The sequence below is a fragment of the Mesorhizobium sp. L2C066B000 genome (assembly GCF_000502335.1).
Classification (GTDB): Bacteria; Pseudomonadota; Alphaproteobacteria; order Rhizobiales; family Rhizobiaceae; genus Mesorhizobium.
Genome location: NZ_AYWZ01000025.1, coordinates 1 through 13,820 on the forward strand (window position 1 = coordinate 1; position 13,820 = coordinate 13,820).

12 protein-coding genes are annotated in these 13,820 nt (G+C 62.2%); 9 read left to right on the forward strand and 3 right to left on the reverse strand.

Features of this window, described 5'->3' with window-relative positions:
* Positions 1–170: 170 nt before the first annotated feature.
* On the forward strand, positions 171–668 hold the full coding sequence (locus X733_RS137925; protein ID WP_023710477.1) for a 2,4'-dihydroxyacetophenone dioxygenase family protein: 498 nt from the start codon (positions 171–173) through the stop codon (positions 666–668).
* Positions 669–738: 70 nt separating this feature from the next.
* Positions 739–1,476: an SDR family oxidoreductase gene (locus tag X733_RS137920; RefSeq protein ID WP_245263955.1), complete on the forward strand. Its 738-nt coding sequence runs from the start codon at positions 739–741 to the stop codon at positions 1,474–1,476.
* A gap of 661 nt (positions 1,477–2,137) precedes the next feature.
* On the opposite strand, the gene X733_RS0136095 is transcribed toward X733_RS137920, so the two are convergent.
* Both X733_RS0136095 and X733_RS137910 read right to left on the reverse strand, forming a co-directional pair.
* Positions 2,138–2,548, reverse strand: coding sequence for a hypothetical protein (locus tag X733_RS0136095; protein ID WP_023738748.1), 411 nt, complete (start codon positions 2,546–2,548; stop codon positions 2,138–2,140).
* 291 nt (positions 2,549–2,839) lie between these two features.
* Complete coding sequence (locus X733_RS137910) at positions 2,840–3,934, reverse strand: mandelate racemase/muconate lactonizing enzyme family protein (protein WP_031194196.1); 1,095 nt, start codon at positions 3,932–3,934, stop codon at positions 2,840–2,842.
* A gap of 187 nt (positions 3,935–4,121) precedes the next feature.
* Between X733_RS137910 and X733_RS137905 the strand changes: the two genes are divergently transcribed.
* The 6 genes from X733_RS137905 (at position 4,122) to X733_RS137880 (ending at position 11,146) form a co-directional block, all read left to right on the forward strand.
* Entirely contained in the window at positions 4,122–4,871 is a 750-nt protein-coding gene (locus X733_RS137905) for an FCD domain-containing protein (RefSeq protein WP_023707502.1), read from the forward strand.
* Positions 4,868–6,487: a GMC family oxidoreductase gene (locus tag X733_RS137900; RefSeq protein ID WP_023743374.1), complete on the forward strand. Its 1,620-nt coding sequence runs from the start codon at positions 4,868–4,870 to the stop codon at positions 6,485–6,487. Before X733_RS137905 ends, X733_RS137900 begins: the two co-directional genes overlap by 4 nt.
* Before the next feature lie 103 nt (positions 6,488–6,590).
* Positions 6,591–7,571, forward strand: coding sequence for an ABC transporter substrate-binding protein (locus tag X733_RS137895; RefSeq protein WP_023672664.1), 981 nt, complete (start codon positions 6,591–6,593; stop codon positions 7,569–7,571).
* A gap of 60 nt (positions 7,572–7,631) precedes the next feature.
* Positions 7,632–9,176: a sugar ABC transporter ATP-binding protein gene (locus X733_RS137890; protein WP_023707501.1), complete on the forward strand. Its 1,545-nt coding sequence runs from the start codon at positions 7,632–7,634 to the stop codon at positions 9,174–9,176.
* A gap of 53 nt (positions 9,177–9,229) precedes the next feature.
* Positions 9,230–10,177: an ABC transporter permease gene (locus X733_RS137885; protein ID WP_245260127.1), complete on the forward strand. Its 948-nt coding sequence runs from the start codon at positions 9,230–9,232 to the stop codon at positions 10,175–10,177.
* A 3-nt stretch (positions 10,178–10,180) separates the two neighbouring features.
* The gene (locus X733_RS137880) at positions 10,181–11,146 is read left to right on the forward strand and encodes an ABC transporter permease (RefSeq protein ID WP_023820250.1); all 966 of its coding nucleotides are present in this window, start codon (positions 10,181–10,183) and stop codon (positions 11,144–11,146) included.
* Between the two features lie 201 nt (positions 11,147–11,347).
* Here the strand turns inward: X733_RS137880 and X733_RS137875 are convergent, their stop codons facing one another.
* Entirely contained in the window at positions 11,348–12,748 is a 1,401-nt protein-coding gene (locus X733_RS137875; RefSeq protein WP_031194197.1) for a Do family serine endopeptidase, read from the reverse strand.
* A 445-nt stretch (positions 12,749–13,193) separates the two neighbouring features.
* Here X733_RS137875 and X733_RS137870 point away from each other — a divergent pair, with 445 nt between their 5' ends.
* Positions 13,194–13,805 carry an ATP-dependent Clp protease proteolytic subunit gene (locus X733_RS137870; RefSeq protein WP_023672669.1) on the forward strand — a complete coding sequence of 204 codons (612 nt, stop codon included), beginning with the start codon at positions 13,194–13,196 and terminating at the stop codon, positions 13,803–13,805.
* Positions 13,806–13,820: the final 15 nt, after the last annotated feature.

Here is a 13,820-nt window from a genome sequence, read left to right on the forward strand (position 1 = left end):
GGTGACGTGAACAATCACCAGCCTGCCATGACCGCCCCCTCTCAGCGAATTTGCAGAACTCTCAGCACACTACCCAATGCGTGGGCGCCCGATTGCGCCTCGGCAGAACTCGGCCCAGTTGTTAGGATCGCGCTGATATGGACTCCAATGAATTGGCGACAGAGGTTCCTATGTATCAATCCTTCAACGGCTCCGCCCATCCCCTGGCACCGAAAGAGATCGCGATCGCTGCCGTCCCCGAAGACGAGCGTGTCTGGGTCCCACAGGCGGAGGGCGTGTGGTTCCGACCACTTATGCTCAACACAATGCAAGGGCAGTGGTGCAATCTGCTCCGCGTACGCCGGGCCGGGATATTAAGCCGTCATCTGCATCCGGCCCCCGTGCATGGCTATGTGATCAAGGGGCGTTGGCATTATCTTGAACACGACTGGGTGGCAGAGACGGGATCTTACGTTTTCGAGCCGCCCGGTGAAATCCACACGCTCACGGTTCCAAGCGACGTGCCCGAGATGATCACCTTCTTCAACATTTCCGGCTGCATGGTTTACCTGGACAAGGATAACAAGCAGATTGGTTTCGAGGACGTTTTCACCAAGATCGACATGTGCAGAAATCACTATGCGAGCGTGGGTCTCGGTGACGATTTCGTCGATCAATTCGTACGGTAGACATCCGCCCGTTTGCCTTCCGCTGCGGTGAGTTCGCGGTCCGCCACAGAGGCGAAACGAGGAGATATTGGTGACCGACTCCATATGGGCCATGCCCTTCTTCGCGGGCAAGACCGTCGTCATTACCGGAGGCACGACAGGTATCGGAAACGGCATCGCCATGGCGTTCGCCGAGGCCGGGGCAATTGTCCACGCGACGGGGGCCACGGCCGCCGAGGTAGCGGCCGCTCGTGCATACGGCACCGCCGTCTCGTATTCAGTACTCGACGTCCGGGACATGACTGCGGTCGAAGGATATTCCAGTCAGTTCACATCCGTTGCAGCGCTCGTAAATTGCGCAGGGGTAAACCTGCGCGCCGCCGAATTCACTGTCCAGGGTTTCGAAACGGTGGTCGATATCAATCTCACCGGCTCCATGCGGAGTGCGAGCGCGTTCCGAGGGGCACTCTCGAACGGGGGCGCCATCGTCAACATCGCCTCGATGTTCGCGTTTTTCGGCGCGGCTCATGCCCCGGCTTACGCCGCATCCAAGGGCGCCATCGTGCAACTTACCAAGTCGCTCGCCATCGCCTATGCCGGGGATGGCATCCGCGTAAACGCATTGGCGCCTGGCTGGATCGAGACCGCCATGACCGCCGCGCCACGGGCCGATCCAGTTCGCAACGCGGAATTGATGAAACGCACTCCGATGGGTCGCTGGGGTACGCCGGGCGACCTGACCGGCCCCGCCTTGTTCTTGTGTTCTCCGCTCGCGGGGTTCATCACTGGGGCAATTCTGCCGGTTGACGGTGGCTATCTCATTGCGTGAGGCGTTGGCTATGCTGCGCGACCGATCTCCAAGCCTGTGTCGTCGAGATCAAGATCGAACGCGACCAATCGACCATGCCTGACCGCAATTGCCGCCACCAACTCCGCAAGCTCGCCATCCGTATGCTCGCAAAAAGCTGCCTGTTTCCTGACAATCGTGACCGCATCCCGAGTCGATACGACAGAGAACGGCCTCCGGGATCTCACGAAGGATTCCGCAACCTCCGCGACGGATGAAGCTCGGTCAAAATTATCTTGCATACTTGCACCTCTGTACGACGCTAGCCCAAGCTCGGCCCGCGCAAATTGTTCCCACTGGCCTAATGCAGCCTGGTTGGCATCCGGCCTGGGCTCCTTGTGTGCGAAGGCCGGGAGCAACGCGACATGGCCGCCGCCGTGCCTTGGACAGTAGGCTGGACGCATTCGTCTCCACTCAACCAAAGGTCACGCCATCGGCCAGTCCTCGCTACATGCTTCAAATGCGAACACGAGCGCGACGCTACAGACGAGGAGGATCAGATGTGTCCAAGCCGCTCGCCAAAATTTCCGATCCTCGGATCACCGCAGTTCCCGCGCAACAAGTCGCCGGGAGACCTGTTTGCTCGCGTTAATTGCGGTCGACTGACTCCTGGCTCATTCGCCGCCCCGCCAGTTGGCTCCGGTCAGCCGGCCTCGTCCGTCTCCGTCATCGCTGGCCGGCGGACGATCCAATCCACCAAACCGGCTTCGGTCTGCTCGCAGGCCACGAATTCGCGCACCAGACTTCGCGCCAGCTCGCGCCATTGACACTCGGGCACGTTCATCTCCGCGATCAGATCTCGGCATGCAGCGCGTATGATGTCGGCATCGAAGGCTGACACGGCGACAGGACCACGGTCTGTATTCTTTGCTCGAGGAGTGTCGTCGCCCTGACGTTCGCGAAAGCGCCTCAGCACCTCGCGCGATGTGGCGATCGCTTGTCGGGTTTGACTCATAGCCTCGTAAAATCCAACTTCGCGGACCGGTGAGCGGTGCCGTGATAGAATGAAGTCCTCCATAACCGGATGTGCAGTGTCCGTACGCGTTGCAACCATCGCCGCCTCCCTGCAGGCGCACCCAATGCTTGCAGCTTCTGCCCGTTTTCGGGCGGCCGCCTGCATTTGTCGTGTCGCTGCTATGATCGCGTGAGTTAAAGCCGGTGAAGCGTCGCTGCAATTACAAATGTAAGTGTGGCATCCGATAAGGGGTATGCCCGCTGGCTGCGGCGGCGGCGAGTTCGTTCTTCAGACGGTCGAAGTCTTCCTCGGCGAAGCGCTCTCCGCGTTGCCGGAACGAGGAAGGAGGATCTGGACAAAATGCATGCGGCCGTGCCGCCGTTCAGGGGGCTATTGGCGAAAATCCGCCAATTTCCGCCAGTCGAAGACAACGCCCACTCCAGGCTCGTCGGGTGCTATCGCCAAACCATCCTGAAGCCTCAGCGGCTCAGTGGTATAATGGTCAATATCAAAACTATGCGCCTCCACCCAGCCGGCATTTGTCTGACCTGCAACGAGGCTGACATGAAGTTCCTGCATCCCGTGACTGCAGACCGGAATGCCAGCCTTGCGTGAGAGCGCTGCCACGCGCAGCCAGCCGGTGACCCCGCCGCAGTTGGAGGCGTCGGGTTGGATGTAGGCGAGATTCGACCAAGCGAAGGCATGCTCGAACTCCTCGATGACATGCAGGTTTTCTCCCATTGCCAGGGGCATTCCGGTCGCCTTGGCAATGCTGGCGTAACCCTGATAGTCGTCGGGTATGATGGGCTCCTCGAACCACAGCAGATCGTAGGCGGCGAATGCTCTCGCTGCCTCGATCGCTCGCGGGACGTCCAGCGCGTAGTTGGCGTCAACCATAAAGGTGACATGAGGGCCGATGCGCTCGCGAACTGCCTTCACCCGGGCCACATCCTCGGCAAGGTCGTCCTTGCCGACCTTGATCTTCACCCCGGTGAAGCCGGCATTGAGATAGGAATCGATGCTGGCCAAAAGCTGATCGAGGGTGAAGTTTAGGTCGATGCCGCCGCGATAGGCCTTGGCGCTCTTCCCGGCCCCGCCCGCCATCTGCCAAAGCGGCAGGCCGCTACGCCGGCCCTTGAGGTCCCATAATGCGATGTCGATCGCCGAGATCGCGAAAGAAGCTATGCCGCCGCGCCCGACATAGTGGATGTGCCAGAGCATGCCGTCGTAGATCGTGTCGATTTGCGTTGCGTCGCGTGCCTTGAGGAACGGCGCGAGGTCGTGATCGATCATTGCCTTGATCGCATAGCCGCCCCTGCCGCCGGTGTAGGTGTAGCCTGTGCCCTCGGTGCCGTCGGCAAGCCTCAGCGTGACGGTGACCAGCTCGAAATGCGTGTGCGCGCCGTGCTTGGCATCGGTCATCACCTCACGCAGTGGGACCCGAAACAGCCGGGTCTCGACTTCCTTGATTTCGGTGCGGCTCATGCTGCGCTCCATTCACGTTTTTTCATCGGACCATAATTGCACCGGCAGCGCTGACTGGCAACAATGTGGCTGATCTTTCAGCGGTTCTGAAGCCAATCCGTCATTTTTGGTCCTACAAAAGCATCAATCCGCTTGTGCTTTGGTCCGATTTACCTTCTAATAACAGGACCATCTGGGAGGAAAAGGCTTGCTGGATACGGAAGAGCGTCCTGAGATGCCCGCGGCTATTCTCGCCGCCCGCGCGGCCGACGCGATGGTGGCCGGCATAGAGGCCGACATCACGTCCGGAAGGCTTGGCGACGGCAGCTACCTGCCGGCCGAGCGCGAACTGATGATCGAGTATGGTGTCGGCCGGGGCGTTGTGCGTGAGGCGATTGCGCGCCTGGCCAGCCGCGGCCTGGTGGAAGCGCGTCCGCGGTTCCGGCCCGTGGCGCGTCGGCCTGGCCTGGATGCCGCGCTCGGCGCCCTCGACGGCATTGTAGGACATCTGCTGAGCGACCAGGCGGGCGTGAAGAACCTCTACGACATGCGCGTCTTCCTCGAGGCGTCGCTGGCGCGCAACGCCGCCATCCATGCCCGCAAGGATGACGTCACAGCCCTGAGGGCGGCGCTGGCGATGAACGAGGCGGCCATCCCGGATTCCGAGAAATTCTATGCGACGGACGTGGCGTTCCACGCAGCGCTCTATGACATCGCGCGCAACCCGGTGCTGCCTGTCGTGCACAAGGCATTTACCGCATGGCTGTCGCCGCATTGGATGCGCATGCCACGGTCGCCCGAGCGCAACCGCGTGAATTTCCTCAGCCATCGTGAAATCTGCACGGCCATCCTTGAGCGAGATCCTGACGGCGCCGAGCGGGCGCTGCTCAACCACCTCTCGGCGGCCTGGGAGTATGTCCGCGGAACATTCGAAAGCCGTGAGGCGCCGGAAGCATGACGCAGTCCTACGACCATATCGTGGTGGGCGGCGGAGCAGCCGGCTGCGTCGCGACGGCAAGGCTTGTCAAAGCCGGACGGCGAACCCTGCTGCTGGAGGCCGGCCATTCCCATCATCATCCCTTGCTCGACATGCCGCCCGGCATCTTCAAGATGATCAACGGCTCGAAATTCATGCGCTATCACCGCACCGAGCCGCAGGCCCATCTCGACGGCCGCGTCCATGAAATCTCGCAAGGCAACGTGCTGGGCGGCGGCACCTCGGTCAACGCCCAGGTCTACATGCGAGGCCGCTCGGCCGACTATGAGGAGTGGGACGAACTGCTGCGCGGCAACAATGCCGGCGTGCGCTGGAACTGGCAGGCGGTGCTGCCGCATTTCACCGGCATGGAGGGAAACAACCGCCTCGGCGGCGAACTGCATGGCAGCGAAGGTCCGCTGCTGGTCTCGGATCCAGGCCACATCGATGATGTTTCCCGTTGGTTCGTCCAGGCCGTCCAAGGCCTTGGATTGCCGTACAACCATGACTTCAACGGACCGTCGCAGCGCGGGGTCGGCTTCTACCAGTTCATGAACCGGCGGGGAAAGCGAAGCAGCGCCGCCTATGCCTTCATCGAGCCGCTGACGAATGATCCCAAGCTGACGCTGAAACTCAATTGCACAGTCAGCCGGCTGCTGATCGAGAACGGTCGGGTCACCGGCGTCGTCTATTCGGATGCGTCGGGCGCCGAGCATACCGTCCATGCGGATGCCGACGTGATCGTCTCGTCCGGTGCCCTCGTCTCGCCGAAACTGCTCATGCTGTCCGGCATCGGCCCCGCCGAGGCGCTTGCCGGGCACGGCATTTCCTGCGTCGCCGACCTGCCCGGGGTCGGCGAAAACCTGATCGACCATCCGGAGGTGCCGATCATCGCCACCGCAAACGGCCCATACGGCTATTTCAGGCAGGGCCAAGGCTGGCGGATGATCAGGAACGGCCTGCATTTCAAGCTCTTCGGCACCGGCACGATCCTGTCAGCGGGGGTGGAGGCCGGAGCCTTCGTCAATCCGGCCGATCCCGAGGGCGAACCGACGATCCAGGCCTTCTGCGTGCCGCACGTCTATCTGGACCGCGATATCCTGACCTTGGTCGAGAACACCTATGGGCTTACCGTGACGACAGTGGTGGTGAAGCCAAAGTCGCGCGGTTTCGTGAGGCTGCGTTCGGCGGATCCGAAGGACATGCCGATCGTTTCGCCGAACCTCCTTAAACATCCCGACGACATGAGGGAAATGATCTCCGGCCAGCGTTATTTCCTGCAGGCTTTTCAGACCAAGCCGCTCGCCGATCGGGTCAAGGCCATTGCCGTGCCAAGCCAGGATGATCTCAGCGACGAAGCCATGACAAAGCATTGCAAGCGCTTCGTGAAGACCAACTACCATCCGGCCGGGACATGCCGGATGGGCTCGGACAGCGACCGGATGGCGGTGCTGGACGCGGCGCTGCGCGTGCGCGGAATAGACAATCTGCGGGTTGCCGACATGTCGGCCTGCCCCAACATCAATGCCGGCAATACGGCGGCGCCCGCCATGATGCTGGGCGACCGCTGCGCCGACTTTATTTTGGAGGCGGCATAGCGCCTGACCCAGCTTGCCGACGGCGTCATCGCCGAAGCCGTCTGGGCCGATATCGTGAGGAAATTACACAGTCGCTGAAAGCGACAATAAAGGAGGAAAGAGCATGATCATTACCCGTCGAAAACTACTGGTTGGCTCCGCCGCCGGCGCGGTCGCGCTGACACTCGGCTCACGCGCCTTCGCGGCGCTCCCGCCGCTCGCCAAGAAGGACAAGTACAAGGTCGGTTTCGCCCAGACGGAAAGCAACAATCCGTGGCGTCTTGCCGAGACCAAGAGCATGCAGGACGAAGCCGCCAAGCTTGGCCATCAGCTGGTCTACACGGATGCCGCCGGTTCGTCGGCCAAGCAGGCCTCCGACGTGAACTCGATGATCGCGCAGGGCGTCGACGCAATCTTCCTGCCGCCCCGCGAAGACAAGCCCCTGGTGCCGGTCATTCTTGCTGCGCGCGATGCCGGCATACCGGTGTTTCTGGTCGACCGCGACGTTGATCACACCATGGCCAAGCCGGGCGAGGATTATGTCTGCTTCATCGGTTCGGATTTCATCGAGGAGGCGACCCGCGTCGGCGAATGGCTGGTCAAGAACGCCAATGGCAAGTCGAAGATCATCGAGCTGGAAGGCACGACCGGAGCCTCGGCCGCTACCGACCGCAAGAAAGGCTTCGACGATTTCATCGCCAAGCACTCGCAGTTCACCATCCTGGCGTCGCAGTCCGGCGACTTCGCCCGCGACAAGGGCCGGCAGGTCGCCGAGACGCTGCTTCAGGCGCACCCTGATGCGGATATCATCTACGCGCATAATGATGAGATGGCGCTGGGCGCCATCGCCGCTTTGGAAGCAGCCGGCAAGACCCCGGGCAAGGATGTGCTGATCTTGTCGATCGACGGCGAGAAGGAAGGCGTCCAGGCGATCATTGACGGCAAGATCGGCGCTATCTGCGCTTGTAGTCCGCTGTTCGGGCCGAAAGCCTTCGCTACGATGGCCGACTATGCGGCCGGCAAGAAGATCCCGCCGTTCATCAAGAACGAGGATGCCTTCTTCGACGCCACGAACGCGAAGAAAGACTTCGATATTGCGTTCTGATATCCACTCTCTTTCCAGCTGCCCTACCCGCTCCGGCGGGTAGGGTTTGGGAGTTTGACGATGACCGCTCAGCCGGACCAAGCCGCGCTGCTCCTGGACATGCGTGACATCCAGAAGCGTTTTGCCGGCATCCCTGCCCTGGCCGATGCCTCGCTCCAGGTTCTTCCGGGCGAGATCCACGCACTCATCGGCCAGAACGGTGCGGGCAAATCGACACTTATCAAGGTGCTCACCGGCTATTACCGCCGGGATGCGGGGCAGGTGCTGTTCGAACGGAAGCCGTTCGAGGTTGGGTCTCCGCATCAGGCGCAGGTCAGCGGTATCAGCACCATCTACCAGGAGATCAATCTCGTACCGCTGCGCTCGGTCACCGAGAACATCTGCCTTGGACGCGAGAAGCGCCGCCGCGGCCTGCTCGACTGGAGCGCGATGCATGCGGAAGCCGAGCGCCTGCTCAGCCGCTTCTCGATCGGCATCGACGTGCGCCGCCCGCTCAGCGATTTCAACACCGCCACGCAGCAGATGGTGGCGATCGCCCGCGCCATCGGCTTTTCCGCCCGCCTGGTGATCATGGATGAGCCGACCTCCTCGCTGGACGAGCGTGAAGTCTCGGTCTTGTTCAGCGTTATCCGTCAGCTCAAGGCCGACGGCGTCTCCGTTCTGTTCGTCAGCCACAAGCTCGACGAGTTGTACGAGGTCTGCGACCGGGTCACGATCATGCGTGACGGCCGCACGGTGCGAAGCGCGGCGATGAGCGACATCGGCAAGCTGGAGCTGGTCGCGGCCATGCTCGGCCGCGACGTCGCAGCCGTCGAAGGCCATGCGACCGCGTTCGGCGAACGCGATCGGTCGAGGATCGGTGATGTGCTGTTTACCGCGCAAGGGCTGGCGGCCGGCCAGTTGGTGCGTGACGTGAGCTTCGACCTGCGCCGCGGCGAGATCGCCGGCTTTGCCGGCTTGCTCGGCGCCGGCCGCACCGAAACAGCCCGCCTCGTATTCGGCGCCGACCGCCGGAGCGCAGGCGAGATGACGATGGAGGGCGCGTCCTACCATCCCGCACGTGCCGCTGATGCCATCGCCGCAGGGATGGGCTTCTGCACTGAGGACCGCAAGGCCGAGGGCATCGTGCCGGAAATGACCGTCGCGGAGAACATAACACTGGCACTGCTGCCGAAAATCAGCCGCAATGGCATCCTGAACGAGGCCCGGCAGAAGGAGATCGTCGAGCGCTTCATTCGTGAACTCGACATCAAATGCTCGGGGCCTAACCAGAAGGTCCGCGAGTTGTCGGGCGGCAACCAGCAAAAGGTGCTGCTTGCCCGCTGGCTGGCAATGAACCCGAAGCTGCTCATTCTCGACGAGCCGACGCGCGGCATCGATGTCGGGGCCAAGGCCGAGATCCAGCGCCTCATCCGCAAGCTTGCCGATGACGGGCTCGGCGTGCTGATGATCTCCTCGGAACTCGAGGAAGTGATGGAAGGAGCCGACCGCATATTCGTGCTGCGCGAAGGAGTGAGGGTGGCCGAACTGGAAGGCCAGGCAGCCGACGAGGAGGACGTGCTCGCGGCGATGGCGCATGGCGGCGCGGCGAAGGAGGCAGCGTGAGCGATCTGGCCACACCATCCGCAGCCAACGACGCTGGAAACCGCCGCTTTGATGTGTTCGGTTTCCTGGCGCGCTACGGGACGGTGATCGCGCTTGTGCTGCTGGTCGTCTTCAACCTTGCCTATACGCGCAATTTCGCGACGCTGCAGACACTCAACGTCAACCTGACCCAGGTCTGCACGATTGTGATCGTCGCGGTGGGGATGACCCTGGTGATCGCCACCGGCGGCATCGACCTGTCGGTTGGTTCGCTGATGGCGATCTCCGGCGCATTGGCGCCGATGATCTTCATGGGCACGATCTTCCCGGTCGGAAACATCTATCTGGCGGTAGCCGTCGCGATGGTTGCCTCGATCCTCGTCGCCGGCCTGTTCGGGTTGTTCAACGGCTGGTTGGTCTCGCGCTTCCGCATCCAACCGATCGTCGCAACGCTCGTGCTGTTCATCGCCGGGCGCGGGATCGCGCAGGTCATGACCAACGGCAATCTGCAGACCTTCCGCGTGCCGCAATTCCAGTGGATCGGACTTGCCCGCCCGCTCGGCATTCCCGCGCAGGTCATCATCATGGCCGTGCTGGTTGCGGCGGCCGCTTGGGCCCTTCACCGCACGGTGTTCGGGCGAAGCATCCTGGCGGTCGGCGGCAATGAAAAGGCCTCTGAACTCGCCGGCATCGCCGTATCGAGGATCAAGCTCGCTGTCTATGCGATCAGCGGCCTGTGCGCGGGGCTAGCCGGTCTCGTCGTCATTGCGATCAACTCCTCCAGCGACGCCAATCTCGTGGGGCTGGGCATGGAACTCGACGCCATCGCGGCGGTCGCGGTGGGCGGCACGCTGTTGAGTGGCGGAAAGGCCACAATCATCGGCACCCTGCTGGGCGCACTGACCATCCAGTTGGTGCGCTACACGCTGCTCGCCAATGGCGTACCCGACGCCGCTGCGCTCGTCGTCAAGGCCGGCATCATCGCATTCGCCGTCTGGCTGCAGCAGCAACACCGGGTGTAATCCATGAACAGCGCCAGACTGGTTCGCATCATCGGCACTTACGGTGTCGTCATCGCGCTTGCAGCCCTCGTCCTGTTCGGATTCCTGCGCTACGACCGCTTCCTCGGCCTCTTCAACGTGATGAGCGTTCTGCGCTACAACTCGATGTTCGCGCTCGTCGCGCTCGGCATGTGCTTCGTGATCATGACCGGCGGCATAGACCTGTCCGTCGGCTCCGTCGCCGCCTTGGGCAGCGTCGCGTCGGCCCTGGCGAGCCCGCACGGCATCGTGGCAGGCCTTGCAGCGGGCGTTGGCGCCGGCCTGGCAGCCGGGCTGATCAACGCGCTCCTGGTTACGCGCGGCAACCTGATGCCATTCATCGCCACGCTTGCCACCATGCTGGCCGCAAGCGGCTCGGCGCTGCTTCTGGCCGGCAACCAGACCGTTTCGGTGTCTTACGATTCGGGTTTCACCGCCATCGGCCAAGGGAATTTCTGGATTTTCCCGATTCCGGCAGTCATCGCCCTGGTTGCCTATGCCGTCGGCTCAGTGGTCCTGAACTACACCAGCACGGGACGGACGGTGCTGGCCATCGGCGGTGGCGAGGATGCCTCGCGGCTGATGGGGCTGCGCACTGACCGCGTCAAATTTCTCGTCTATGTCGCAAGCGGGTGCCTGGCCGGGCTCGCCGGCGTCGTCCTCGCTTCTCAGTTCGGCGCAGGCCAGCCGATCGAGGGCGTCGGCTGGGAGCTGTTTGCCATCGCAGCCGTGGTCGTGGGCGGGACGCTGCTGACCGGCGGCTCGGGCTCGGTGTTGACCACGCTGGCCGGCGTGCTGTTGCTCGGGATCCTTTTCAACGTCCTGAACTTCGAAAACGGCATGGGTTGGATTTCGCTGTCAGCCTACTGGCAGTCGGTAATCCGCGGGCTGTTTTTGCTCGTCGTCGTCCTTCTCCAGGCACGGCTTACGGGAAGGCGCGAAACTGCCTGAGGATGGCGAGCGCCTTCGAGCACGATGAGCTCAAAAGAGCTCTGGCGCTGCAGAATCAGTGCCCTTTGCGCACCCGGCCCAATGAGCGCATCCTGCAGACTTTCTGCGGCGATGCTTCCCCGGTGCACCTGGGGTCCGACACCCTTGAAGCGGGATCCGCAAGCGGATCGTGGTGCAGTCACATGGTCGTCCTGGAGACGGTCATTTCCCGGCGACCGCCACGAACACGGACTGCCCCTGCCTTTCCAGCCGAAACAGGATGGGCTTGCCCTGCCGGCGAGAGTTCGCCCACTCCTCGACGATGTCCGAAGGCTCCGTCACCCGGCGATTGTTGGCCGATATGATGACATCGCCCAGCTGCAATCCGCTCCGGGCGGCAAGGCCATCGGGAACCACTTCCACGACGAAGACGCCGGTCGTTCCTGATTTGATGCCGAGCTGCTGACGCGCCTGATCCGGAATCGGGCTGAGCGATAGGCCGAGGCCTTCTGCCGCCGACTTCTTGTCGGGAACAGCGCCGGTCTTCACCTCCGCATCCTTGCGCTCACCGATGACAAGCGCGATCTCCTGGTCCTTGCCGCCGTTACTCCGTGTCAGAGTGGCCTTGCTGCCAGGCTTCTGGCTAGCCGTCGCAAGCGTGAGGTCATGGACACCCTCAATGCCCTTGCCGTTGAACCGGGTGATCACGTCACCCGGCTTCAAGCCGGCTTTCTCCGCCGGGCTGCCGGGCTCGACCGAAGCAACCAGCGCGCCCTTGTCATCCTTCATCCCGAGGGCCTCAGCCAGCGACGGCGTGATGTCCTGCAGGCGGACCCCGATGAAGCCACGCTCGATCCGGCCGGTTCTAATCAACTGGTCGGCGATGCTCTGGGCGGTGCGCGATGGCACCGCAAATCCGATCCCGATGCTGCCGCCCGACGGCGAGACGATGGCGGTGTTGACGCCGATCACCTCGCCACGTGCATTGAACAGCGGACCGCCCGAGTTGCCTCGATTGATCGACGCGTCCGTCTGGAGAAAATCGTCGTACGGCCCGGCTTGAATGTCTCGCGAGCGGGCCGAAAGAACGCCGACAGTGACAGTCCCTCCGAGCCCAAAGGGACTGCCGATCGCGATTGTCCATGCGCCCGGCTGCATTGCATCCGAGTCACCCCATTTGGTCGTGGTCATGTTGGGCCGCGGGTCGACCTTCAGCACCGCTATATCGGTGGCGGGGTCACGGCCGACCAATTGCGCCGGCGCCGTTTCCTTGTCGGAAAATACGACATGGATCTCTGTCGCATCGGCAACGACATGGTTGTTGGTGACGATGTAGCCGTCAGCACTGATCACAAATCCGGAGCCAAGCGCCTCCCTCACCTGCGGCTGAACGGGTCCGAGTCCCTGGCCGTCGAACGGACTTGTAAAGTCGCCCGCCGTCGTCTGGTCCTGGACAACCTCCCGGGTCGTGATCGCGACCACGGCCGGCAATTTCTGCTGGATGATCGCTGTGAAGTCGGTCGGGGTATCCTGGGCCAGGACAGGCGCCACGCCACTGGCCGAGAGCATCAGCGCAACCGCGATCAAGCGCGTTGCAAATCGTCTTTGCATATCGTGAGACATTGCTGGACCTCCTGCCGGACAGCCCCGGCCGCTCGGCCGCGCCGCGCGGAGCCGGTGCTCCGGACGCTAGAACTGCCAACAAAGCTGTTTGTTTCAGCCCCCCGGAAAAATGGCACGGCCAGGAAAAATAGCCCGACCGCGGGGGTCCGGAAGGCAGCAGCCGGGAACCATTGAGGCCGTCGAGTTCAACCATCCACAGGACTGGTCCCGGACGTGGCAGAAATCAGCAAAGCGACTGCGTCAGCTCCGGCAAATGCCCGATATGCCCATGGAGCCAACCTAGCGGCTGAGGTGCCTCTACCGGGCCTGGTGCGAAAAGGATCTGCAATGAAAGAGGGAGCTCCACAGCCGCCGAGAGACGCGGCTGTGATCACCACCGCTCGAACTCCCTCAAGGGAACAAAAGGGTACCAACTAAGTTCGGCCCCCATAATGAGGATGCCTATATGGACCTGTTGCCCCAGTCAGCCGAACACACCGTCTCCCCGCCGCCCGCTCCAGACCTTCACCGGCTTTTGTTCGATCCAAACTTGCGTATACACGGCTTGATTGATGACACTGTCGTCACCAAAGCCTTGGACGATTTGAAAGCCGTGCGTTCCGGGGAAGACGATCTCTACGTTGAAATCGACACGCCCGGAGGCGACGCCGACGGCGCGCGACGTCTAGCTCTAGAGTTCAAACTTTTTCTGAAACACTCGGGCCGCAACGGCTACATCATTGGCAAGAATACGGTTTACTCTGCCGGGGTAACGGTCCTTGCCGCTTTCCCGAAAGCCTGCAGGTTCCTTTGCCCGCAAGCAGTCCTGCTGATTCATGAAAGAAGGCTTGAGAAAGACTTGGTTCTGAATGGACCAATTCGAAGCTGTCTTCAGATCGTTCGCGAACAACTTGCGCTGTTGGAAACGGCAGAGCGACTCGAGAATGAAGGGTTCGCCGATCTCGTCCAAGGTTCTCGAACATCGCTGGAAGAGCTGCGCGACCATGCCCTGAACAGCTGCTACCTGATGGCAGCAAGAGCTTTGGAGCTAGGCCTTGTTGAAGACATTGCCCATTAACTTGATGCCTCGATG

Bases quoted from the DNA above. Each gene is read 5' to 3' on its own strand.
- X733_RS137895 (WP_023672664.1), top strand. From the start codon at position 6,591: ATGATCATTACCCGTCGAAAACTACTGGTTGGCTCCGCCGCCGGCGCG.
- X733_RS137890 (WP_023707501.1), top strand. From the start codon at position 7,632: ATGACCGCTCAGCCGGACCAAGCCGCGCTGCTCCTGGACATGCGTGAC.
- X733_RS137875 (WP_031194197.1), bottom strand. From the start codon at position 12,748: ATGTCTCACGATATGCAAAGACGATTTGCAACGCGCTTGATCGCGGTT.
- X733_RS137900 (WP_023743374.1), top strand. From the start codon at position 4,868: ATGACGCAGTCCTACGACCATATCGTGGTGGGCGGCGGAGCAGCCGGC.
- X733_RS137880 (WP_023820250.1), top strand. From the start codon at position 10,181: ATGAACAGCGCCAGACTGGTTCGCATCATCGGCACTTACGGTGTCGTC.
- X733_RS0136095 (WP_023738748.1), bottom strand. From the start codon at position 2,548: ATGGTTGCAACGCGTACGGACACTGCACATCCGGTTATGGAGGACTTC.
- X733_RS137870 (WP_023672669.1), top strand. From the start codon at position 13,194: ATGGACCTGTTGCCCCAGTCAGCCGAACACACCGTCTCCCCGCCGCCC.
- X733_RS137925 (WP_023710477.1), top strand. From the start codon at position 171: ATGTATCAATCCTTCAACGGCTCCGCCCATCCCCTGGCACCGAAAGAG.
- X733_RS137910 (WP_031194196.1), bottom strand. From the start codon at position 3,934: ATGAGCCGCACCGAAATCAAGGAAGTCGAGACCCGGCTGTTTCGGGTC.